This window comes from Stieleria marina (assembly GCA_007741555.1).
In the GTDB taxonomy this organism is placed as follows: Bacteria; Planctomycetota; Planctomycetia; order Pirellulales; family Pirellulaceae; genus K23-9.
On record CP036526.1, the window covers coordinates 5,614,299 to 5,637,813 of the forward strand.

The 23,515-nt window shown below is 54.7% G+C and carries 17 protein-coding genes; 4 read left to right on the forward strand and 13 right to left on the reverse strand.

Translation table 11 applies throughout. From position 1 onward, the window contains the following. Positions 1-38: 38 nt before the first annotated feature. Positions 39-2,513 (reverse strand): DUF1549 and DUF1553 domain-containing protein, encoded by a 2,475-nt coding sequence (locus K239x_RS19870; protein ID WP_145419930.1) that lies wholly within the window; start codon positions 2,511-2,513, stop codon positions 39-41. A 54-nt stretch (positions 2,514-2,567) separates the two neighbouring features. Then, positions 2,568-3,941, reverse strand: coding sequence for a DUF1501 domain-containing protein (locus tag K239x_RS19875; protein WP_145419932.1), 1,374 nt, complete (start codon positions 3,939-3,941; stop codon positions 2,568-2,570). A gap of 136 nt (positions 3,942-4,077) precedes the next feature. On the opposite strand from K239x_RS19875, the gene K239x_RS19880 reads away from it, so the two are divergent. Beyond that, positions 4,078-4,824 carry a helix-turn-helix domain-containing protein gene (locus tag K239x_RS19880; protein WP_145419934.1) on the forward strand — a complete coding sequence of 249 codons (747 nt, stop codon included), beginning with the start codon at positions 4,078-4,080 and terminating at the stop codon, positions 4,822-4,824. An 88-nt stretch (positions 4,825-4,912) separates the two neighbouring features. Here the strand turns inward: K239x_RS19880 and nadA are convergent, their stop codons facing one another. Then, positions 4,913-6,064, reverse strand: coding sequence for a quinolinate synthase NadA (nadA, locus tag K239x_RS19885; RefSeq protein ID WP_145419936.1), 1,152 nt, complete (start codon positions 6,062-6,064; stop codon positions 4,913-4,915). A gap of 45 nt (positions 6,065-6,109) precedes the next feature. Continuing rightward, complete coding sequence (locus K239x_RS19890) at positions 6,110-7,366, reverse strand: hypothetical protein (RefSeq protein ID WP_145419938.1); 1,257 nt, start codon at positions 7,364-7,366, stop codon at positions 6,110-6,112. A 161-nt stretch (positions 7,367-7,527) separates the two neighbouring features. Between K239x_RS19890 and trhA the strand changes: the two genes are divergently transcribed. Further along, the gene (gene trhA / locus K239x_RS19895) at positions 7,528-8,211 is read left to right on the forward strand and encodes a PAQR family membrane homeostasis protein TrhA (protein ID WP_419189191.1); all 684 of its coding nucleotides are present in this window, start codon (positions 7,528-7,530) and stop codon (positions 8,209-8,211) included. A 31-nt stretch (positions 8,212-8,242) separates the two neighbouring features. Here the strand turns inward: trhA and K239x_RS19900 are convergent, their stop codons facing one another. The 7 genes from K239x_RS19900 to rsmG all read right to left on the reverse strand — a co-directional run bounded on the left by K239x_RS19900 (position 8,243) and on the right by rsmG (position 18,526). Next, positions 8,243-9,844, reverse strand: a complete 1,602-nt coding sequence (locus tag K239x_RS19900) for a hypothetical protein (RefSeq protein WP_145419940.1) — start codon at positions 9,842-9,844, stop codon at positions 8,243-8,245. Next, entirely contained in the window at positions 9,841-11,355 is a 1,515-nt protein-coding gene (locus tag K239x_RS19905; protein WP_145419942.1) for a serine/threonine-protein kinase, read from the reverse strand. Before K239x_RS19905 ends, K239x_RS19900 begins: the two co-directional genes overlap by 4 nt. 8 nt (positions 11,356-11,363) lie before the next feature. After that, a complete protein-coding gene (locus tag K239x_RS19910; RefSeq protein ID WP_419189192.1) occupies positions 11,364-11,972 on the reverse strand; it encodes an RNA polymerase sigma factor in 609 nt (202 codons plus the stop codon). Between the two features lie 269 nt (positions 11,973-12,241). Next, complete coding sequence (locus K239x_RS19915) at positions 12,242-14,407, reverse strand: M3 family metallopeptidase (protein ID WP_145419946.1); 2,166 nt, start codon at positions 14,405-14,407, stop codon at positions 12,242-12,244. A gap of 336 nt (positions 14,408-14,743) precedes the next feature. Further along, positions 14,744-16,684 carry a sulfate adenylyltransferase subunit CysN gene (gene cysN, locus K239x_RS19920; protein ID WP_145419948.1) on the reverse strand — a complete coding sequence of 647 codons (1,941 nt, stop codon included), beginning with the start codon at positions 16,682-16,684 and terminating at the stop codon, positions 14,744-14,746. Positions 16,685-16,753: 69 nt separating this feature from the next. Beyond that, on the reverse strand, positions 16,754-17,665 hold the full coding sequence (gene cysD, locus K239x_RS19925; RefSeq protein WP_145419950.1) for a sulfate adenylyltransferase subunit CysD: 912 nt from the start codon (positions 17,663-17,665) through the stop codon (positions 16,754-16,756). Between the two features lie 177 nt (positions 17,666-17,842). Further along, on the reverse strand, positions 17,843-18,526 hold the full coding sequence (gene rsmG / locus K239x_RS19930; protein ID WP_145419951.1) for a 16S rRNA (guanine(527)-N(7))-methyltransferase RsmG: 684 nt from the start codon (positions 18,524-18,526) through the stop codon (positions 17,843-17,845). Between the two features lie 184 nt (positions 18,527-18,710). On the opposite strand from rsmG, the gene K239x_RS19935 reads away from it, so the two are divergent. Then, on the forward strand, positions 18,711-19,121 hold the full coding sequence (locus tag K239x_RS19935) for a gamma-glutamylcyclotransferase family protein (RefSeq protein ID WP_145419953.1): 411 nt from the start codon (positions 18,711-18,713) through the stop codon (positions 19,119-19,121). A 13-nt stretch (positions 19,122-19,134) separates the two neighbouring features. On the opposite strand, the gene K239x_RS19940 is transcribed toward K239x_RS19935, so the two are convergent. Both K239x_RS19940 and K239x_RS19945 read right to left on the reverse strand, forming a co-directional pair. Continuing rightward, positions 19,135-20,169 (reverse strand): helix-turn-helix transcriptional regulator, encoded by a 1,035-nt coding sequence (locus K239x_RS19940; RefSeq protein ID WP_145419955.1) that lies wholly within the window; start codon positions 20,167-20,169, stop codon positions 19,135-19,137. Positions 20,170-20,266: 97 nt separating this feature from the next. Beyond that, on the reverse strand, positions 20,267-20,773 hold the full coding sequence (locus tag K239x_RS19945) for a zinc ribbon domain-containing protein (RefSeq protein WP_145419957.1): 507 nt from the start codon (positions 20,771-20,773) through the stop codon (positions 20,267-20,269). A 395-nt stretch (positions 20,774-21,168) separates the two neighbouring features. Between K239x_RS19945 and K239x_RS19950 the strand changes: the two genes are divergently transcribed. Further along, a complete protein-coding gene (locus K239x_RS19950) occupies positions 21,169-23,460 on the forward strand; it encodes a DUF1592 domain-containing protein (RefSeq protein ID WP_419189193.1) in 2,292 nt (763 codons plus the stop codon). Positions 23,461-23,515: the final 55 nt, after the last annotated feature.

Sequence of the window (23,515 nt, forward strand, 5' to 3'; positions counted from 1 at the left end):
CGATATGGTGAAAATCTCTTTAAGAACCAAGGTCACGTCTAATGGTTGAACGTAAACTCAGCATTGGTCAGCACGCTCCAAGCGACATCCTGCAACGCCGTCGCTCGCTGCTCACTCGGATATTCCTCGACGATTTTTAATATCGCCCCAAACTCACCTTCCGTCGGTTTGCGTGACAAACCGTTCAGAAAAACCGCTTCGATAATGCTCCGGTCATCCGCACCGTCTCGAATCATGCGTCCCACCAGGTTGTCTTCGTCTGCGAGCTTGGGGTTCAAGGTATCGCCGTTGGACATGTGCAGCACTTGCACCATGCTTGGCTCATCACTGCGTTCGCATTCGCAGGTGATCTCGCGAGGATTGCGGCCAAAGGTTTTCAAAAAATACGATTTTACCGCCGCGTCATAGAGTTCGATCGCACGCGTTCCGTCGCCATAAAAATCCGTCGCCTGCTTGTCCGCCCCCGGAAAGGCGACCTCCGTGAACGACGTCGTTGTCCCCAGCGTTTGGTCGATCGCATCGAGGAGCACTTCTGCCATCAGACGCCGTGGATAGTAACGACTAAGGTACTTTTGTTCGTCGCGATTCTCTGCCAACGGTTCGCTGCTACGTTGATAGGTCTCACTTCGCAGAATGGCACGCATCAGTTGTTTTAAATCAAAGTCGGCATCGACCACATGTTTTGCCGCAGCGGTCAACAGTGGTTCGCTGGACGCTGGATTGCTGAGCCGCAGATCATCGACCTGTTCGACCAATCCGCGTCCAAAGAAATTGGCCCAGATGCGATTCGCAACCGCGCGAGCAAAGTACGGATTTTCCGGCGACGTCATCCAATCGGCCAACGCAAGACGTCGATCTGTGGGATCGTCAAATTCAAGTGGTTCGGCGTCCAGCGGCGCCGGAGGTTGCGGTTTGCCGAGTCCCGGTTGAATAAGATCGCCTGACGCAGCCACGAAAAGTGTTCGGATGCCGTCACCGTTTCGACCATCGCCGCCCCAGCCTTTCGCTCGCACACGGGCGAACAAGTTGGCCATCGAATAGTATTGATCGTTGGTCCATTTTTCCAGCGGGTGATTGTGGCACTTCGCGCAACCGATGGACAAACCTAAGAATGCTTGACACGCATTTTCGGTCATGTCTTCGGGCGATTGGTGCAGAGCATAAAAGTTCGTTGCGCCATTCTGGTCGCTACCACCAGTTGCCGTCAGAATCTCCGAAACGATTTGATCCCACGGCTTGTTTTCGCGAACACTCTCGTGGATCCACTGGTAATACGTTTCGACCGCGACGGGCCGAAGCCGAGTCCCATTTATCAGCAGCATGTCGCACCAGCGATATGTCCAATAGTCGACGAAACCTTCGCTCGACAACAGTCGTTCAATGAATTCGTCTCGACGTGTTTTTTCGTTGGCAGCCAAAAACTCGTCTCGTTCAGCAAGCGTCGGCAAGCGCCCAATCGTATCGAGCGATGCACGTCGGACAAACGTTTCGTCATCGCAACGAGGTGATGGCCGAAGTTTGAGTGTTTGCAACTGCTGAAGATTTAGTTCGTCGATATAATTACGCCGCGCTGATTTCGCAAAAACACTTGGCGGGATTTCATCGGGGTATGGGACCGTCATTCGTGCGAGTGCCACTTTGCTGCCGAACCAGACCAAGACCGCACCTTCGCCGCTGCCGCGCACCGAAACGACTCCTTCGTCATCAACGCTTGCGATCGTCTCATCCGTGGCAGTAAAGCGGGCCCAGTGGCTGACGTCGGCAATCCGCCCATCGTCATAGTGAGCGTTGACCAGCACGCGGGATGAATCGCCGGGCAGAAGCATTGCCGATTCGGGATACACACTGATCCGTTGCAGAATCGCGTCGTCTTCTTTGGGCCCAGCTGCACCGTTTGCGATCCACTGCGACAAGACGCGATAGTCATCGGACTGAGTGCCAAGCTTGATGCCGCCTTTGTGTGGCAGCGCCCCGGTCGGCTTCGTCAGCAATAGACTGCGTCCTGGGTCGGCCAACTCAGTACGCCGACCGCGGGCTTCGCGAGTGATCGTTTTGAAGTCAGCGTCCGCATCGTAGCCTCGAAGCGACAATCGAAAACCACCTTTGCCTGCCAGAGCGCCGTGGCAGGACCCCATGTTGCATCCGATCTTCGACAATACCGACTGAACATCGTTGCGAAAGCTCCAGTGATGCGGAGCGTCGGCACCGACGACAGTCACTTGCGAAGTAACGGTTTCCCCATTCGCGGTCGCCGAAACCTGTGTGCTGCCATTGCTGACCGCGTACGCCACGCCGTCAACAATTTTCACAATGCTTGAATCAGCCGATTGAAAATCAGCGTCGGCGATCGCGGGGCCAACCTCGCGGCCTTGAAGTTTGGTCAGTGAAAGCTGCTGCCGCGATTCTGAACCGTGCAGAGTAAACGAAGACGGTAGCAGCAGGTGCGAATCAGCGACGGCAATGTCGGCGACCAAGCAACCTACGCATAGCATCAGGAATTGGATAGGATTCATTTCGGCGGGGTATTAGGCGGGTAGTTTTGAAACGGATGAGACTCAGGCAGGGTTCTAAACGAACAATTCCTTGATCTCGCGAACACCAAAGTCCACGAGGGGGAATGGACGCCCGCCTGGTCCTGGCATTTCGGCGTGTAAGTCCAAGCCGAGACTTTTGAAGATCGTCGCAATAATTTCACCCGGTGAAGTTGGACGGTCGGCCGGAACTGCGCCAATCGGATCGCTGGCTCCAATCGCACGTCCGCCTTGCACACCGCCACCAGCAAACGTGCAAGAAAAACACTGAGGCCAATGGTCACGTCCTCCGGCAGGATTTACTTTCGGCGTGCGTCCAAACTCTGCTAACCCACACACCATCGTGTCGCCCAGCATGCCACGCTGATCCAAGTCCGTGATCAGAGCCGAATAGCCTTGGTCGTACATCGGAGCCACGATGTTCTTCATGCCTTCGATGGTCGTAAATGGCTTGCTACCGTGGATGTCCCACGTGATTTCGCCAAAGACCGTCAGGAATGTATTGATGGTGACAAAACGCACGCCGGATTCGACCAACCGGCGGGCCAGTAAGCAACATTGCCCGAAGCGATTCATTCCGTAACGCTCGCGTACCGCAGTCGGCTCTTTCGTCAAATCAAATGCTTCGCGAGCTTGCGGGCTATTCATCAATCGATAGGCGGCCTCAAAATTCTTGTCCAGCATCTTGGCCGATTCGGTCGCCTCGAAATCTTTCATATGCGCCTCGATCGCTCCTCGCATTCGTCGACGACGATCAATCCGCACGTCACCCAACTCTTTGGGGGGCAATAGATCAGGAACCTTGAAGTTCGGTTTGCTGGGGTCCGCCATCAGCGCAAACGGATCGTAGGCTTTGCCCAAAAAACCGCCCGCTTGCCCATTGGGAAGATTACCGCCGCCGCGTCCCATTGTTTCCGGCAGCACTACATGCGCCGGTAGTTCACCACGTCGCCCCCGCATGTATTGCAGCACGGCGCCGGCGTGCGGGTAGTTGACGCCTCCGTTGAACTGCCGCCCCGTCTGCAACATTTGCCAACCCGCGTCGTGTACAGCGGCAGCCGTGTGGTAGCACGAACGCACAATCGAAAACTTGTCACCGATTTCTGCATGCATTGGCAAAATATCGGAAACCTGAAAATCACCTTTCGTCGAAATGGGCTTAAATGGTCCGCGAACTTCCGAAGGAGCTTCGGGCTTCATGTCGAACGTATCCAACTGACTGGGCGCACCCAAGTTGAAAATCATGATGCACGAACGATTGTCTTTGTGAGGATCAACGCCCCCTTTTTCGGCGGCCGCCAAGTACTCGGGTAACCCGAGCATGGCACCCAAAGTCCCGATTTGCAGAAAGTCGCGACGTGTCGTGCCGTCGCAGGTATGAGATGTACCGCGCGAAGTCAGATTCAGCATGGTGGTGGGGCAGGTGGGGGCAAGGGAAGAAGGGACCGCTTAAACCTCTGAGAAAGGTCGCCGCGGTAGCCCAATTCTAGTCGATCCCAACTGGGCCCGATTGCAAAGATCACGCATTCTTTTGTACAAATCACGCATGAGCAAAACAGGAGAAGCGATTCGGCAGTGTTTTTTTGACTCCATTGATGACGCGGCGCAATTGCTGCGTCTGTTTGATTTTTTGCCAAACACCTATCTGTACGTCAAAGACATTGATGGGCGTTTCGTGGCCATGAACGACGAGCAAATGCAATTAAAAGACGTCAAGCATCAACGCGAACTGTGGGGCAAAACGGATTTGGATCTGCATTCTTTGCACTGGGGCCGACTCTATCAACAAGAAGATCGCAAGGTGATGGAATCCGGCCGCGAATTGCCTGACCAGATCTGGTTGGTGTCGACCGCCGATGGGAGCTTGGGCACGTTTTGTTCGAGCAAGATTCCAGTGCGTGGCCGCGACGGCAAAGTGATTGGCATCGCAGGTGTGATGTATCGAATCGATCAATCACAGCGAGCCGCTTCTGTCGACGATCCTATCAAGATGGCCACGGACCTGATTGCAGCACGCTACGATGAACCACTCGAAATCACCGACATCGCTGAACAAGTTGGATTGTCGACCAGTCAATTGAATCGGCGTTTTCGAGCGATGTTTCAGATGCCGCCGTCAGAATACTTGCAGCGCGTCCGTGTTCACGAAGCCAGCCGTCGGCTCGCCGATGGCGACCGAGCGATAAGTGAGATCGCGTTGGGCTGCGGATTTTACGATCAAGCCCACCTTACCCGAACCTTTCGCCGCTGGATGGGAATGACCCCGCGAGAGTTCCGCCGACTATCAATGTAAGACAATCGTGCGTGTGTTTATCGACACGCGCATCACGAACCGAGCAGGTCGCTGGAGCCGGCAACGGACCAGTACTATCGCACTGCTACTATCGCACTGCCAGCATGCGTTCGAGCGCGATCAAACTCCACTTCGTCGTCTCCTCGTCGACCGCGATCACGTTTACAGCGGCGCCGTCACGCAAATTTTCAAGCGTCCAACACAGATGCTGCAAGTCAATTCGATACATCGTTGCACACATGCAGACGACCGGACTGAGAAAGTGAATTTCCTGCTCGGGATACTCAGCTTTGAGTCGATTTACCAAGTGCAACTCGGTACCGATCGCCCACTTGGTTCCCGCCGGGCTGTTCTTGACTGTTTCGATAATCTTGCCCGTGCTGCCCGACACATCCGCCAAGTCGTTGACTTCACGTGGGCATTCCGGGTGAACCAAAATTTTGATCCCAGGATGCTGCTTGCGAAAACCATCGACGTGTTCGGCACGAAACATTTGGTGAACACTACAGTGGCCTTTCCAAAGAATCACTTTGCTATTTTCCAGGGCGTGTTCCGTGTTGCCGCCAAGTTCTAACTGAAACGGATCCCAAACCGGCATTTGTTCTTCGGTGATGCCCATCTTCAGCGCTGTGTTACGGCCCAGGTGCTGATCAGGAAAAAAGAACACACGATTCCCGCGTTCGTACGCCCATTCCAAGACAGCCTGTGCGTTGCTGCTGGTGCAGACGATTCCACCATGGCGACCGCAGAAAGCCTTCAGGCTTGCAGCACTATTGATGTAGGTGACGGGAATCACTTTTTCGGTATCGATGACATCGGACATGTCTTCCCATGCCGCTTCGACTTGTTTGATCCCGGCCATGTCAGCCATCGAACAACCCGCAGCCATGTCTGGCAAAATTACCGTCGTGCGCCGGCCGTCACGTTCGGCCATTTTTTCGGGGCGATTGGCCAGAATGTCGGCGGTCTCTGCCATAAAGTGAACGCCGCAGAAAACAATTGTTTTGCAAGCGGTGCTGTCGGCGGCCATTTGGCTCAGCTTATAGCTATCACCGCGAAGGTCCGAAAACTCGATGACCTCGTCTTGTTGATAGTGGTGCCCCAGAATCAACAGCTCATCGCCAAGCTGATCGCGGACTGCCTGAATCCGCGATCGCAGTTCATCGACTTCGATCGACTTGTATGGCTCAAGTGGATGAATGGGCTGGGCACCCGTATTTTCGATTTGATCGGTACTCAACGACCTGTCCTTTGGATGAAATAAAGCTTGCGTCTGCGGAACTGATTATACGCTTCCACCGTCACTTGGCCGACCCTGCCAAACCACGCAAACGGGCCAAGGACAGTGTTTTTCGATGGTTTGCCGATCAATTTCGCTGGCAACGTAGACTCGAACGTCATCACGATCGAAGGTGTCCAAGCCCACGTCCGCCGAACTTCGCCACTCACGTTCGGCAGTCCAGTCGTACGTTTTCCCCGCTGCTTGAAAACGATATTGATCGCGCGGATCAATTTTTTTCCGCGTTTCCTTGTTGCCGTAGATCACTTCCTGGATCCCTGCTTTGATCGCGGCTGACTTGCGAATCGCGATTCCCCAAGGTTCGTAGTCCCACCGTTTGAGATGCTGGCGATACGACCGTGATACCAACAGCTCCGACAACGCGACTGCTGAAAAGCAAACCACTGGATACGCTTTTGCGCTGGCAACCGCCCCGGCCAGCAATCGCCTGGAACGAACAATTCGCGTGAGCGTATCGAGTGGCGTTCGTGTCGACGGGTCATCTCCTAGCAGTAATTCATCTCGATATTGCTGCTCGGTTTGTCCCGGCCATGGCCCCACGCAAGCTCGCGTGCAATGAACCAACCAATCTCCATCGCGGTGCATCCACTCCGGCTGATCTTCATCGGCAATTAGTTCGCCGTGCCGAATTGCATCGCGCGGTTGACGTTGCGAATTGTCGACTGCGAACCAACCGACCACTCCGCATTGGATCAATTCTTTTGCCGCACAGTCGGGCAACGACGACACCGCAACACGCGTGTTGGAATGACCAAACAACTCAACACGCTTTCGTAGCGCGTCATCGATCTTTCCGTTACGCCGCGCGTAAAGAGCGTCGACTCGATCTGCCAAAAACAGCGTCACCGAGTCTCGCGATAACTTGCCGTCGTTAGTTGCCTTAGCGTGTAAACACGGCAAAGCATTGCCGCAATGTTCACCGTCGATCACGAGTTCGATCACAGGAACGCTAAACAATTCAGCGGCACGCATCGCCCACGGATAGATCGCTGATTTTTTTGCGACCAACAACGCGGCTCCACGACGGCGACAATCCACCATGGAATTTGCCAGCTGACGACAAACGTCTCGGTGCAGAACAGGGTTGTGCCCCAAACGACTACTGACGGTTGCCACCCAAGGTCGGTCCCAAAGCGACGGCTCCTCAGCCAATTTGTCATTGGGGGTGACGACAACCTCACCGATGGCTGCGACCAGTCGGCTATGCCGTACTTTCTGCAGCGCAGAATGATTATGGTTCATTGTTTACCCCGCCAAGTCGGACCAAGACGATACGGTTATACCGAATTACACGCCGAGGCTTGGCTTCGTACGGCAGGTAAGCGACCAATGGCGGCGGATTGTCATCAAAGTACTCGTCCAACCTTGGCTCGCTGACATGCCGTTGTCACAATATCGGCGATATGAGCACTCAAACAAACATCGACGACACTTTCGCTAAAGACCAAGCAGCGATGCTTGCTGATACTCCGGTCAAACTGGATGAAGAATGGGCCAACGCGTTAACACATGGTGTTGCGGCGGTCGCCGCGTTGCTTCTGGGCAGCTACTTAGTGATGGTCTCACTGGAATCTAACGTCGGGTTAGCCGTCGCCTGCGCTGCTTACACCGCTTCAGTTGTCGGCACCTTTGTGTGCTCAACCCTTTCGCATTGGATTTTAAGGCAGCCACTGCTCAATACCCTGCGAGCATGGGATCAAGCGATGATCTATCTGATGATCGCTGGCACTTACACTCCCATCGCGTTTCGATTCGCGCCCGATCACATACGCATGTTTTTGCTGGCTGCCCTGTGGATCGCAGCTGTCACCGGATTTGTCACCAAAGTAGCAGTGCGGCATCGGATCAACTCAATCGGCACCGTTTCCTATTTGCTGCTCGGTTGGCTCCCTTCGATTCCATTGGCCGGAAATGTCCCCACTCCATTGATCCTTGCAATGTTGCTTGGCGGCGTGCTGTACACCGTGGGCGTCGCATTCTTGGTCAATGATTCCAAGTTCCGTTATGCTCACGCAATTTGGCACTTGTTCGTAATGCTAGCCGCGACTGTTCATTGGTACGGCATTTTGTACTATGCGACGGTCTAACGATGCGAACGCGAACCACTCTGCAGCCTGATTAGCGCTGCGTCGGTTTCGCTGGAGGGCTTGTCGAATCCTCGGGTGTTGGCGCGGCCAATTCGTCGCTCTCCTCATTTGCTTCAACCGCCAAAGAATCATCGCGTTTTATATTATTGGCATCCAGCAACAGTGACTCTCGGTTCGATTCTTTACGAACCTCGTCGATATCCAAGTCACTCGCCGGGACCAATTTGACGGCTCTCTCGAACTGATCGAGAGCCTCTTTGGCACGACGGGCTTCGAATTCGGCCCTCGTCACTGCGTTCTGTATCGAAGAAAGCAGCCCGCGATCGTTGGGCGAATCCTGAACGCTTCGAAGCTGCTTGGCGTTGCTCGACAACCTATCCGTCGCGTACTCGATAGCTCGCTGGAGCGATAACCGCATCGCGGCTAACTGCATTGAATGGAGTTTCACATTGCGTTGTGCGCGGGCGTACTCGAACTGCGACTGCTGAAGTTCCAACTCTGGGGCGAGCCCTTCCTCGTATGCCTGTTTGCAATTGCTCAACTTCAGCTGAGCCTCACGGACATTCGAGCTCGCTTGGCTCGCCTTTTCAACGATCTCGAAAATGTCGGCAATGCTGCTGCCCGCTACGCTGCGAAGTGTTTCCGCATTTCCAGGGGCTTGATTACCGGCACGAACGTCGGCAGTCTGAGTTTGAATCTGACTTTGTCGATCGAGTTCAATGGATCTGTTTGTCACGTTTGATGGAGGCCCGAGAGGCAAATCGCCGCCTCCGGAATCTTCCCCTTGCGGCTGCGGTGAAAGTGAGGGATCTAGATCGGATGGACCTGGAGCAACAGAAGTTTCCGCGATACTAGGTGTGCGTGTGTTCCAGTCCAGCGGATTGCTCGCACCGGTCAGTTGGTCGATCCGTCGCTGAACAATGTCGGCTGAACTTTTTCCGCGATGTTGATGCAGCTTACGCAACGATTCCAGCCGCTTAGCTGCCGACTCTATCTCACGAGCCTGCTGTTCATGCCTCTCCGCAAATTCGGCGATGAGGAACTCGCGAAGTTTCGCCAGCTTTTTGTTACGCACTTCATCGGTAGCATCGCTCAATCCAATCCGCAACTCGTTGGCCAATTCCAACACTTTCGGATCATGCCCCATCGATGTTGGAGCCCCCCAACGCTGTGTTAGGACGGGGACTTTTCGCACGTACTGTTCCGTGCCCCAGTAGCTCTGGCCGGATGAATCCTTCTTCTGAACGCGAACCTGATACTTTTGTTCACGGTACGATGTTTCGAAAGCTGGCACCTGCTCTGGATAGCGGCTTCGCATCTGCCCCGCCTCGGAAACCGCCCCCGGTCGCACGATCGCTGGATTGACGTGAGAATCATGCTGAACCATTTCAAGCCCCTTATTCGCTTGCAACTGTGCGGGAGCCACACGACCATTTCGGCCCCCGGTCTGGGCAGTCGCTGTCGACACGTGTGCTAGGTAAACCAGCCCCAATGCAGCGACGGGTGCCCCCAGCAACAGCGTGAAGTACACTGCCGGGCGTAATCGTTGACGCCCGCGGTTCGTGGTTTCAACTGCTGACACAGCCACCTGTTCTGCCTTGGCCGTTTGGCTACTTTTCTGCTGGCTGCTCACTTTTTCTCTCCAGAATAAGAGGATTGGAATGTCGCTCGATGGCGACCGTTTAGTTCAAGCGACAGTTCGTCCAGTTGAGATTGAATCGATGACAATTCCGATTCAACTTCACTTGCAGCCCAATCCGGTGACGTGGCATTCGTCGGCTGGATCACTGCAACACCTTTCGCCGATGTGTCTGCGGCGACTACAGCTTGCCGATGCGCAGGGGCCAGTTGCCCGCGATCTCGATTCGATGCCGTAACAGAGAATGCGTACGCTGCTATGCCGACAGCGATGCCGAGCACGGGGATTCCTAGGCAGAGTGCCATACGTTTCCAAGAACGGACCGCAAGCGACGAAGGCAACGGACTCGCGGAAGGATTGCGCACATGTGCGTGCGCTTCTCGCAGCAGATCAGCGGCTTCCTCGGCTGACCTCAATCGCTGACCAAGACTACGATGCATCAGACGTCCAAGCAGGACACCAAACCATGCCGGAGAGCTTTCGTTGATCTCCTGCACAGGTTTGGGATCGGTATCGGTGATCTTTCGGAGTACGCCCAAGGGAGTCTCGGCTCGAAAGGGGGCTCGCCCCGTCGCGAGTGCATACAACAGACTTCCCAAACTGAATAGATCGCTGCGAGCGTCAATCGAATCGCCGCGGGCCTGTTCGGGACTCATGTACTGGGGTGTTCCTGCAATCATTCCACTGACGGTCAGCGTCGCGTCATCAAGAGCACGAGCCAATCCAAAATCGCTAATCAGAACTCGCCCATTGCCTTCTTCCACCAGAACATTAGCGGGCTTGATGTCGCGGTGAATCACGCCGCCTCGGTGAGCCGCCGCGAGGCCTTCGGAGATTTGCAGGCCGATTCGAAGAACCTCCGTCAACTCCAATGGCCCTTCGCGATCAATCCGCTGCTGTAAATTGCCACCCGCGATGCATGGCATCACGATGTATGGCAGGCGCGCGGATGGCACCACGCTGTAAATCGGCACGATCGACGGGTGCACAATTGCCGCCGCAGCCTGAGCTTCACGCATGAACCTTGCTCGTGCCGCTCCGACGCCCGCTAGATGTGGCGAAAGAATTTTGATTGCGATGGGACGATTCAGTTCAGGATCTTGTCCTTTCAGCACCACGCCCATACCACCTTGGCCAATTACTCCCTGCACCGGGTACTGGTCAATGCGTCCTACGGAAGTCGATGTGGATGCATCGGAGTCAGGCAGCGGTTCCAACAAAGGTCGAATCCAATCGAACGAACCGTCCAGGGAGCGAAGTAGCAGCGAGCCACCGGCGTCCTGTCCGTGCGGTTGCCCCTCAGAATCAGGCACCGTGCTTTGGCTTAACACTTCCAGGGTTTCGTTCCACCACTGCGGATCGCCTGCCATCAGCGCAAGTTCGGCGCGACATGCTTCGCACGACGAAATGTGTGACTCGACTTCCCTGGCTTCGCCGTGCGGCAATCGATCCTCCAACAAGAGGCGAAGTTTGTCGTGTTCAAAATGATGTTGCTGGGCAATCATGTTCGTCCTCAATCTTCCAGTCGTTGGTGGACTAGCTCGCGAATGCGTTTAAGAATCCGGCATCGAGCGACATAGATGGCGCCTTCCGAAATGTCCAATTCCTTCGCGACTTTTGCAATCGACTGCCCTTCGACCGACGTTTTCCAGAATGCAATCCAATTTAATTCGCCCGTACGCGTGCGGACTTGGCTGGCCGCCCAGCGAAACAACTGCTGCCGATACTGGGTGTCGAATTCTTGACACAGAACATCCTCAGGCAAAAGGTGCTCAGCCGCCGCGTCGATGGCTCGTTCGATCCCACTGTCATTGCTGGTTTCAAAACGACGCAACATTCGCAGGCGATCAACCGTTGCGTTGCGTGTGATGCGGCTCAGCCAGCCACGAAAGGAACCGTTACCATCGACATCAAAACGATCGATCGCGCCGACGACGGACATCAATACTTCTTGGATGATCTCGCGTGCGTCCGCATCTTGCACGCCTCGTCGCTTGATCATCCGATAGATCACTGGCTCGTAGATTGCCGTGAACTCCGCCCAGGCTCCCTGATCACGAGCGTCGCGCATTCTTAACAGCAAGCTCGGCCGCGTCGTGTAGTCGGAGATGGAAGGATCCAAATTCAAAGCCTGCGTCCCAAAGAAAGCCGTGGAAGCCCGTTCTACTGGGCTTCACGGCATTGGATAGAAAACCTTGCGCGCGACCTTTGGATTTTTAAAAGAGTTTGACACATCCCTTTATTAAAGCAGTTCCGGAGGCACAGCGCAGCCAAATTCGAGTGCGAAGAAACTCAACCCCGGTGCGGCCTCTCTCCAGTCCCGGCTCGAGCTGTCCAGAACGGAGAGGTCGAAAAAAAAGACGGCAGCACTATTTGTTTCGCGGAAAACCGCTATTCGACCGGGAAACCGCGTTTCCGCAGCAGTGCACTCGTGTCGACGCCTCGGCCACGGAATGCTCGAAAACCGTCGGCAGGATCGATTGTGTCGCCCACGCTCATTACGTTGTCGTGCAACTTCTTGGCGACGTCTTTGTCGTAATAGCTTCCGGCTTCCTCGAACAACTCCGCGGCATCGGCTGTCAGGGCGTCCGACCAGAGATAGCTGTAATAGCCGGCCGAATAACTATCGCTGCTGAACAGGTGCGAAAAGTGCGGCGTGCGGTGTCGCATCGGTAGTTCACTTGGCATACCGATCTCCGCAAGCGCCTCTTTCTCGAACTTGTCAGGATCGATACTCGTGTCAGTGGACGTATGAAGTTTCATATCGACCAATGCGCTGGCTAAATACTCGACGGTATCGAATCCTTGGTTGAACGTCGACGCTTTCTTGATTTTGTCCATCAACTCCTGAGGCAATGGCTCGCCGGTTTTGTAGTGCACGCAGTACTTGCTGAGCACTTCGGGCGTTTCCAACCAATGCTCCATCAACTGCGATGGAAACTCGACGTAGTCGCGTGCCACGCTGGTGCCAGACTGCGAAGGATAGGTCACTTTGGAATTAAGCCCGTGCAATGCATGACCAAATTCGTGGAACAAAGTGACCGCGTCATCCCAGGAGATCAACACAGGTTCGCCCGGTGCACCTTTGACGAAGTTGGAGTTATTGGACACGATCGGGGTGATCTTATTGTCCATGTTCTCCTGACTGCGGTACGCATTCATCCATGCACCACTACGTTTGCCTTCGCGAGCAAATGGATCGAAATACCATAGTCCGACATGTTCACCGGATTGATCGAGGACTTCCCAAACGGTGACGTCAGGATGAAAAACCGGCAGCCCACTTACTTCCTTGAACTGCATTCCGTAGATTTCGCCAGCCGCCCACATCATCGCTTCACGCAACTTGTCCAACTGCATGTACGGCTTGACTGAATTCATATCCAAGTCGTACTTCGCTTTGCGAACTTTCTCCGCATAGTAGCGATAGTCCCAAGGCTCGATCGTGATGCCTGCATTTGCATCGTCGGCGATTTCCTGCATGTCCGCCACTTCTTCTTTGACCCGCGCAACTGCCTTGGGCCAGACTTTCATCATCAAATCCATTGTCGCTTCGGGAACCTTGGCCATCGCTGGCTCAAGTTTCCAATGTGCGTGCGTAGGATAGCCCAGCAGTTTCGCACGGGCCGTTCGCAAGTTCAGGATTTCGGCGATGATTTTGTTGTTGTCATGTTCGTCTCCGTTGTCGCCACGACTGTAATAGTTGGTCCAGACCTTTTTGCGCAGCTCGCGATCGTCGGCATAAGTCAAAACCGGGTCCATGGACGACCGTGTGTTGGTGACTGACCACTGGCCGGACTTGCCTTTTTCTTTGGCAGACGCGGCCATTGCTGCGATCGTGCTATCGGGCAGGCCCTCCAAGTCGGAAGCATTTTCGATCCACGTGACGTAGCCCTTCTCGTCAGCCAACACGTTTTGATTGAAATCAGTGAACAGTCTGGCCAGTCGCGTATTGATCTGCGAAAGCTTGGCCTTGTCCGCATCGTTCAACTTGGCACCGCGACGCACGAACGTCTTGTAGCGATCGTCGACCAATCGTTTCTTAGCAGTATCAAACGACTTCATCGCATCACTGTTGTAAATGGCTTCGATGCGTGCAAAGAGTTTTGCGTTTTGATAAATGCTGTCTGAATGCTCCGACAACTTTGGCGCGACGGCACGTTCGATGTCTGGAATCGGGCCCAGGTTGAGATTGGATCCATGAACACCGAACAAAGTATCCAGTCGATCAAGCATTCGCCCGGCGTGCTCCATCGCGACGAGCGTGTTTTCAAACGTCGGGGGCTCGGGGTCATTGGCGATCGCGTCAATGTCCTTGGCTGCCGATGCGATCGCCGTATCAAATGCACTTTGAAACTCTTCGGTGCGAACGACGTTCCAGGGTGGGACGCCACCGTAGGGGCCAGTCCAAGGTAGCAGCATGGCAGATTGCGAAGCCATTTCTTTTTTAGATCCCGTTTCTTGCGCGTAAGAGCGTGGTAGAGCCTGAACAGTTGCGCTGATCAAAAGAGCGGCAACGCTGGCAGACAGAATGCACTGACGTAGTTGGCGAAGCATAGATAGTTCGTTCCCAGAGAATCAGAATGCACTAGCCAATTTCGCTAGCGCGTCAAACGATTCGGTGAGTGTACCAAACTGTGTGCAGAATGAAGCGGTCGAGCCGCTGTCGATATAGCCCTTGTCGACATAGCCCTTGTCGGTGAGGCGTCGGTGCAAGCCACAAACGCTTTCACTCGATCCGCTATCAGTTTGGATCTGCAGTCTTTGATCGCATGGCTTTGATTCGCCTAGCCCGCCATAGAGCTGCTGGAGATTTCTGACCAGGGGCAAATCGATTGTGCTCCCGCGTCTTCAATTCAGCTTCAACCTTGTATGCCTACTAACCTTGTATGCCTACTTGATCAGGCCATTTTCACGCAGCAATTCGATCACCGAATCGGCACATTGCTCGATCGATTTTTCGGCGGCGTTGATGGTCAGATCGGGATTGGCAGGCGGTTCATAGTCGGCTGTAACACCGGGGAAATTCAACAGTTCACCCGCGTCTGCCTTCGCGTACTGGCCTTTGGTGTCACGTTCGCGGCAAACTTCGATCGGCGTCGCAACGTGAACCACCAGGAAGCGGCCTTCGCCAATCAGCTTGCCGACCTTTTGACGAACCTCTTCCGCCGGAGCGACGAATGACGCAATGCAGATCAGGCCTGCGTCGTTGATTGCGTGCGCCAAGTGTGCACTACGGCGAAGGTTTTCGCTTCGATCGTTGGCGCTAAATCCGAGATCACGGCTTAGCCCACGACGAACCGATTCGCCATCGATGACAGCGATCGCGCGTCCGGAGTCAAACAACTTGCGTTCGATTGCGTGACCAATGGATGTTTTCCCACTTCCCGTTAAACCTGTTAGCAAAACGGTGGCAGGCTTTTGCCCAAAGCGTGCTTCGCGCTCAGCAGCTTCGACTGCAGACACGTCGCCGGAGCCTTCGTCCGCTGAATCTGCTTCGTCATCCCAGACCGATTTTGCAGAACTGTCACCGGACTTGTCCAAAATCATGCCCGCCGCAACGGTGGCATTTGTGATCCGGTCGACAATGATAAACGCGCCCGTGCTGCGATTGCGGCGATAGGCGTCAAAGTGAATCGGCGCGCTCAGCGAAAGGCTAACTCGCCCGATCTCATTCAGTTCCAATGCAGGTGCTGGTTCGCGGTGCAACGTGTTGACGTCCACCTTGTAACGCAATGAATCAATCGTGCCAGGAACAGTTTGCGTCGTGTGCTTGATCAAGTAAGTCTTACCCGGCACCATCGCATCTTCGTTCATCCAAACCAACATCGCGTCGATTTGATCACGGCTTTTGGGGACATTTCCCGAACGCACGATCATGTCGCCGCGACTGGCGTCAATCTCGTCTTCCAATGTCAGCGTCACACTCAATGGCGGATACGCTTCGTCCAAATTACCGTCGTAAGTAACGATCTCTTTGACTTTGGAAGTTTGACGACTCGGCAACACCATGATTTCTTCGCCCGGGCGAATGATGCCCGAACCGATCGTGCCGCAGAATCCTCGAAAATCCAAGTTCGGTCGATTGACGTACTGAACCGGCATGCGGAAATCTTGCATGTTGCGGTCACTGCCGATGTAAACCGTCTCCAAGAAATTCATCAGCGTGCTGCCGCTGTACCACGGCGTGTTTTCGCTGCGATCGACGACATTATCACCGTCCAATGCGCTAATCGGAATGAAGTGCAGGTCGGGCAAATCCAACCGAACCGCAAACGAACGGTAGGCGTCGCAGATTTCGTTGAACTTGTCTTCGCTAAAGTCGACCAGATCCATCTTGTTGATCGCGACCAAAACGTGACGAATCCCCAGCAACGAAACAATAAAGCTGTGCCGCTTGGTTTGCGTCAAAATTCCGTGGCGAGCGTCGACCAAGATGACGGCAAGATCAGCGGAACTTCCGCCAGTGGCCATGTTCCGCGTGTACTGCTCGTGCCCCGGTGTATCGGCGATAATGAATTTACGTTTGGCCGTGCTGAAATAACGATACGCGACATCGATCGTGATGCCTTGCTCACGTTCGGCTTTTAACCCGTCGGTCAACAACGCGGGGTCGAAATTACCGCCCGTGGTACCGACGGTTTTCGAGTCGGCTTCCAGTTTCGCCATATCGTCTTCATAGATCATCTTGCTGTCGTAAAGCAGACGACCAATCAGAGTGCTCTTGCCGTCATCGACGCTGCCGCAGGTGATGAAGCGAAGCAGTTGCTTGCGTTCATGCTGCTTTAAATAAGCGTCAATGTCGGTCGCGATGAGGTCAGATTTATGTGACATGAGAAAAGCTAGGTCTAAGTCGGTTTTCGGTTGGGTGCGGAGCAGCGTCGGTAGGTAGCCACTTCGTGGTTAAAAATATCCGCGACGCTTTTTCTCTTCCATTCCAGCTCCGCCTTCGTCTTGGTCGATCACGCGTCCGCCCCGTTCGCTGGTCGTCGCCAACAGCATTTCTTGGATGACCTGAGTCAATTCGGTGGCTTCGCTTTCGACGGCACCCGAGAGCGGATAGCAGCCGAGCGTACGGAAACGCACCATCTTCTTCTCTTTCTTTTCGCCCGGCAGCAATGGCATCCGGTCGTCATCCATCATGAAGTAGATCCCGTCGCGTTTGACGACCTCGCGTTCGGCGGCCAAGTACAGCGGCACGATGGGGATATTTTCCATGTGGATGTACTGCCAAACGTCCAACTCCGTCCAGTTGCTCATCGGGAACACGCGAATCGATTCGCCTTTGTTCACGCGGCCGTTGTACTGATTCCAAAGCTCGGGTCGCTGATTCTTGGGATCCCAACGGTGCGACTTATCGCGAAAACTGAACACGCGCTCTTTTGCTCGGCTCTTTTCTTCGTCTCGACGTGCACCACCGAAAGCTGCGTCGAACTGATGCAGGTCGAGCGCTTGTTTCAGCGCGTCGGTTTTCATCAGTTCCGTGTGCCGCTCGCTGTCTTCCCACGGCTTGATGTCGTGTTTGAGGCCTTCCTGATTCGTGTAGACGATCAGATCCATGCCCAATTGTTTCTTGGCAAAGTTGTCGCGGAATTCGATCATCTCCTTGAATTTCCACGTCGTGTCGACGTGCATCAATGGAAACGGCGGCTTGGCTGGATAAAACGCCTTGAGAGCCAAGTGGACCAGAACCGCAGAGTCCTTGCCGACGCTGTAGAGCATCACAGGTTTCTGAAACTCCGTGACGACTTCACGCATAATGTGAATGCTCTCGGCTTCCAGTTGCTTCAGGTGAGTTAGGTCGTAATCCGACATCAGACGATCAAGGGGCCTTTGGATTGCAAAAAACGCCACCTTGCTGCATCAAATGCAAAAGCATCCGACGGGCCGGTGGCGGTGAAGAAGCGAGTATAGACGGATGGCTGAACCTGCCTAGATTGATTCAGCCCAACCCACCGCACCTCGCTGTAAATAGCGAAGCAGTGTTGCGAATTATGCTGAAATTTCCGGGCTGGACGAATTCGGTTCGGGCCGCCCTTTGGGCCAAATCTGCAAAATCACGCCAACGCTTTCGGCGTCATCGCCTAGCGGATACTCCGCAACGCGTCGGATTTGCAAGTTTGACATCACCCCTAAGTGACGGGCCTCGCCCCGTTCCTCCACCCATTTGGGGCCTTTGATCAACAGTAGCCGATCCACATTGCTCCAGTTCGGTTCTACCCAGCGGCAAAACTTGGTGATGCTGCCGACGGCTCGACTGACGACACTGCTGAATCGAAAATCTTCCAGCAAGTCTTCGCCACGAGCGGCATAAACCGGCACAGGCAAACCCAGTTCGGTGACGATTTCGCCCAAAACCTTGGCTCGTTTGGCGACGGATTCGGCCAAAGCCACTTCGATATCGGGCCGAAGTATTGCCAACGGGATGCCGGGCACGCCGTTGCCGCTTCCCAGATCCAACGCCTCTTCGCCCTCGTGCAACAGCGGTGCAAGCTGCAAACAGTCCCGTAAATCGCGACCAACGAAAAGATCCCAAGTCGTATGCCGAGTCAGATTGATCGTCTCGTTCAGCTTCCAGAGCGTTTGAGCGTATTGCTGTAATCGCAGCGCAATGTCTTCGTCGATTTCCATCGAATGAGCAGCTAGTGCGGCAGCGAAATCAGGATCGAGCGACATGGATAACGTTGGCTGGAGAAGTGTTTGACCGGCTAATGATGATGGAATTGGGCCCGCTTGGGAACAGGATAGGCCAGAGCATTCCAGTAGCTTAGGTTGAAATCTCTCGAAGACTCCGCCGCGGGACCTTTGGCAGAATCAAACGCTCCCCAATCCTATTGCCGCTCAATTCGCACACAATCCAATGTCCTGTCAGTTTTTTGTCTACGGAACGCTCAAACGTGGACTTCGCAACGAATCGGTTTGGCCCCGAGCACCACTGAGCGTGCAAGTTGCCTGGACGCGCGGCCTGCTCTACGGCGGACCGCATTACCCGGCGATGAAACCGGGGCACGACCGAGTCCGAGGCGAGCTCTGGACCTTTGATTGCGACCAATGCGAAGCCGTGACAAAATCACTGGACGTTTTGGAAGGCACGAACAACAACAGCCCTGGTGATCTGTACCATCGCTCGATCGCCGAAGTGTTTGATCTGCATGGCCAATCGCTCGGCCAAGCCAACTTGTACCACTATGCCCGCGACCCGCTGGACCACGGATTCAAAAAACTGCAGCCGCAAGACGACAACTATGTCGATTGGCCCGCAGCCGATTAGACCCCGCAGCCAATTAACCCGCAGCTGATTGGCCGGCAGATTCATAGCGGCTGGCAAGCTCCGTGACCGCTTCGGCCACCGCATCGCGAAATTCACTTGGCCCAATGACTTCGGCGTCTGTTCCGAGCGAAAGGACTTTTGGCAACACTTCGCGTGGATGCGACGCAGGCACGGTCAACACCGCTGATCCGTCGTCATTGAATTCCAGTTTTTGCTCCGGATGCCAAGGGTCTTCACGAACCCAACCTGCAGCACGTTGTCCCAGTTTAATTCTGACATCCGTGGGATGATCGCCAGAAAAGATCCCGATGCTGCGACCTAAATATTTTGAAACATCTACTTCGGGGTCTGGCTTGAAGTATTCGTCCAGCGCCGTGGCTTTTTTGAAGCGATCCAGCTTCCAGTTCCGAAGTCGATCGGTCGGGTCATCGATCTCCGGGTTGGCCGCGATCACATAGATACTGCTTTGGTAGACCGCCAATCCGTACGGTTCGACTCGGCGCGTGCTGACGGGTTTACCGGTCGGTTCGTATTCGATCTCGACAATACGATGTTCCAAGATCGCGCGGTTGATCGTTTTCAGCATCCCTTCGTGTTTTTCGTACGTCTTGCTAGGCGTGCCAAAGACATGCAGTGTTTTGCGATAGTTGGTGTAGTGATCAAATACACCGTTGGGCACCGTCTCTTGGATTTTGTTCCAGAACGTCTCGATGCCGCGCCAGTACTGGGTTCCCAGTAGCGGATAAAGCAATTCGCGACCGATCGACAAAGCGATCAGCTCCGTTGCCGAAATCCCGATCTCGTGCACGCCCGTGTTGTTGGCGCCCAGCTTGTAGACCTTTCCACGTTCAACGGTGTCCGACTGAATGTCAAACCCGGCGGCCTGCAACGCTTCCACGTCACGGCGCACGGTCCGTTCGTGCAAAGTACTGAGACCTAGGTCTGCGATCAGTTCGCCCTTGAGTTCTTCTAACGTGCGACCGAAACGTGAAATTTCTAGCAGCTGCAGAAGCTTGTGTTGACGAATGAGTTGTTCGTTGCGAGCCATCTTTGACGTCCTCCCTGGCGATAAGTAATGGCGTCATTGTCGCAAGCTGATCAGCTAGAGGGAAGCCGCATTGCAAAGCGTGAATTGACCAGACGTGTCAAAATCCCGCTCGCGCCACGATCATCGCTGCGGCAGCATTGCTTCCGCCAAACCATCCCAGCAAATAACCAGCCACGCCGACGCCAATGCCCGCCAACAGCAAAACTGCGACGACAATGATGATGATCATCTTTTTGTTCGATTTTTTGACCACCTCGTCGCCTGGCCCCCCCGCAACGACGGCCTTTTGGCCAGGGCTATAGACTCCTTTGACCGGCGTCAGATCTTTGTCGGTCAGTTCGCCGAACAGATCATCGTCCAATTGCGGCGCAGCAGCGGGGGCTCGCGTTGGGGCTGGTTTAGCGGCTGCAACCGGCTTCGCTGCAACCGGCTTCGCTGGGGCTTTGGGTGCTCCAGCTTTCGCCGCTGGCTTTTGAGTTCCGCCTGGCGCTCGCAATTGCTTGCCGCACGAACACTTAACCAGCTTTCCCGCAGCCGCCTCAGGAATCCCTAGCACCTTTGCGCATCCTGGACACTTAATCTTCATCGCGTGGTGCTTTCTCATTTCGATTCACAAAAATTTCATCCGGCCTGTTTTGGCCACTCGTCGATCGACAATCGCACCGGTTCAGATGTAATCATCGTACGTGAGCAATGTACGCGAGCATCTTACCGATCCAAAGTCATCTCGTCGCCTGGCGTCCCACCAAGGCAACGTGAAGCTGCAAAAGTGACCGAAAGCTGCTTTCACGCCAAGACGGGGCATCCCAAGTGGACGTGCCATGGAATTTGCCTCAGGGCGAACTTCCTGATCTCGCTGGCAAATCTGTCGGCGGTCGATCATAATGAGCGCCCCTCCTTTACGATCGCCCCGATCGTCCTACCTCAAAGCTGACCGGCCCCTGGATGAGCTTTCGTTTTCAACGCGTCTTGCATCTTGCTGGTTCGATAACACTAGCGATGTCCTTGCAAAGCATCGCAGCGGAGCCTCCGGTTCCGACACCGCAATCGACCACACATTACCAAGACGTCATTCGGCCAATCTTGATGGAGACGTGTAGCGAGTGCCATTCGCCTGGCGATGACGAAGACCCGGTGCGTTTCCTGCGATCAACGACACCCGATGAAGTGGCTCAACAACGTGGCATCTGGGCCAGCGTCGCCGAACAGCTTCGCAACCGCACGATGCCGCCCGCTGATTCGACTCAACCGTCCGAAGAACAACGCGTCGAAACCGCCGACTGGATTCAGCGTCATCTGGTCGCGACCGCATGCGACGCCGGCCCCTACGCAGGCAGTCCCGTCGCTCGTCGGCTCAACCGTGATCAATACACCTACGCGATCAAGGACTTGACCGGTGCCGAGTTTGATTTTGTACAGAAGCTGCCCGCCGATGGCAGCGGCGGCGAAGGATTCGACAACAACGGCGAGACACTTTTCTTGCCACCGATTCTGATGGAACGCTACTTGGAATTGGCTCAGCAGATCATCGACGAAGTCATCGTCACTGATCCGCTGGAAACCATCTACGTGATCGAATCGAAAGCCAACGACCAGCAACCCATTACCTTTATCCCGATCGCATCCAACGAATCTCGTCCGACATCGTCGATCGCTTTGCAACCGATGCAAACCGCGACGATCACGTTGACGATTCCCACCGAAGACGATTTTGGGTTGTCCATCAAAGCGATTCACACAGACGACGAATCCCAAAATTTGAATCTGTCGATCGACGGCTTGGCAGTGAGCACCTTGGCCATCAAGAAGATAGACACCGCCGGCGACAATGGCACGAACGCCCATTGGACTCGAGTCCATCTCGCTCGCGGCGTGCATCAGATTGGCTTGTCCGTGCCCGCCGAATCCGCGGCGATGCAAATCCCCTGGGTGCGAATCAAACAAGACACCGGCGACAAGAACGAACGTCACCGACGCGAACGCATCACGAAAAAGATTTTTGCCCCGGCAGGAGACTCTCTGGACCAGGATCACGTGACTGCAGCGAGAAAAACAGTCAAAGCGTTTGCTCGAAAAGCTTGGCGACGCCCCATCACGGACAACGAACTAGCCCAATTGATGGCGTTGTACGATCGAGGCGTAGCGAGGGGTGAACCGATGGCACAAGCGATCAAGCTACCGATGAAAGCGATCTTGGTGTCGCCAAAATTTCTGTTCGTTGTCGAAAAGGACGCTGTCGACTCCGGTATCCATCGCGTTACCGACCTGGAACTGGCCACCCGGCTTTCACTTTTCCTGTGGCACAGTTTGCCGGACGACGAACTGCTGTCACTTGCTGCCGACAACAAACTGCACCACCGCCCAACACTACACCAACAAATTCGTCGCCTGCTGGCGGACGATCGCAGTGAGCGTTTCGCCAAAGCGTTTTCCGGTCAATGGCTGGGCACGGTCGCCGTGGGACGAACCGTCATTCCCGACACCAATCATTTCAAACCGGTCTATACGACCGACTTGGTATTGGACCTGCGTCGACAAGTCGCCGAAACGATGTCGCACATGTTGAAACAGAATCGTCCGTTGACCGACTGGATTGACTGTGACTATGCCGTCGTCAACAAGCGTTTGGCCAAGCATTACGAAATGACAACGGTGCCCAAATCGAATGACCGATTCGAAGTCGTCGCTTTGGCTGATACGCCCCAAGATCAAACCCGCGCGGGGGCACTGGGAATGGGGGCCGTTCACATGCTGACCAGCTATTCACGCCGCACCAGCCCCGTCCTACGCGGCGGATGGGTGTTAGAAACGATGTTCGGCGTCCACTTGCCCGCACCGCCGCCCGATGCGGGTGCGTTGCCCGGCGGTGAAAAAGAAAGCCGCAAAGAGACCGTTCGCCAACGACTACAATCTCATCGCGACAACCCAACTTGCGCTGCGTGCCATGATTTGATTGACCCAATCGGTTTTGCGCTGGAAAACTTCGACGTGCTCGGTCGATGGCGCGACAAAGAAGGCAAACTGAAAATCGACGCCTTGGGCAAACTCCCCAGCGGACAAGAATTCACCGGACCGGCAGAACTTCGCAAAGTGCTCTTGGACCGGCAAGACAACTTTTTGCAACAGATCGCCAGGCGAATGCTGGGCTACGCGTTGGGTCGTTCGCTCGAAGACGCCGATCAATGCACAGTGACTCAATTAACTAAACGACTACGGGACAAGGACGCCAAGATCCATGAGTTAATCATCGGGATCGTCGAAAGCGTCCCTTTCCAAAACCGACAAAAATAGATTGCATCGTCCGCAACGGGCGGGGCCGATTTTCGCTTCGCTACTTTGACAGTTT

Bases quoted from the DNA above. Each gene is read 5' to 3' on its own strand.
- K239x_RS19870 (WP_145419930.1), bottom strand. From the start codon at position 2,513: ATGAATCCTATCCAATTCCTGATGCTATGCGTAGGTTGCTTGGTCGCC.
- K239x_RS19875 (WP_145419932.1), bottom strand. From the start codon at position 3,941: ATGCTGAATCTGACTTCGCGCGGTACATCTCATACCTGCGACGGCACG.
- K239x_RS19880 (WP_145419934.1), top strand. From the start codon at position 4,078: ATGAGCAAAACAGGAGAAGCGATTCGGCAGTGTTTTTTTGACTCCATT.
- K239x_RS19890 (WP_145419938.1), bottom strand. From the start codon at position 7,366: ATGAACCATAATCATTCTGCGCTGCAGAAAGTACGGCATAGCCGACTG.
- trhA (WP_419189191.1), top strand. From the start codon at position 7,528: ATGAGCACTCAAACAAACATCGACGACACTTTCGCTAAAGACCAAGCA.
- K239x_RS19905 (WP_145419942.1), bottom strand. From the start codon at position 11,355: ATGATTGCCCAGCAACATCATTTTGAACACGACAAACTTCGCCTCTTG.
- K239x_RS19915 (WP_145419946.1), bottom strand. From the start codon at position 14,407: ATGCTTCGCCAACTACGTCAGTGCATTCTGTCTGCCAGCGTTGCCGCT.
- cysN (WP_145419948.1), bottom strand. From the start codon at position 16,684: ATGTCACATAAATCTGACCTCATCGCGACCGACATTGACGCTTATTTA.
- cysD (WP_145419950.1), bottom strand. From the start codon at position 17,665: ATGTCGGATTACGACCTAACTCACCTGAAGCAACTGGAAGCCGAGAGC.
- rsmG (WP_145419951.1), bottom strand. From the start codon at position 18,526: ATGTCGCTCGATCCTGATTTCGCTGCCGCACTAGCTGCTCATTCGATG.
- K239x_RS19935 (WP_145419953.1), top strand. From the start codon at position 18,711: ATGTCCTGTCAGTTTTTTGTCTACGGAACGCTCAAACGTGGACTTCGC.
- K239x_RS19940 (WP_145419955.1), bottom strand. From the start codon at position 20,169: ATGGCTCGCAACGAACAACTCATTCGTCAACACAAGCTTCTGCAGCTG.
- K239x_RS19945 (WP_145419957.1), bottom strand. From the start codon at position 20,773: ATGAGAAAGCACCACGCGATGAAGATTAAGTGTCCAGGATGCGCAAAG.
- K239x_RS19950 (WP_419189193.1), top strand. From the start codon at position 21,169: ATGTCCTTGCAAAGCATCGCAGCGGAGCCTCCGGTTCCGACACCGCAA.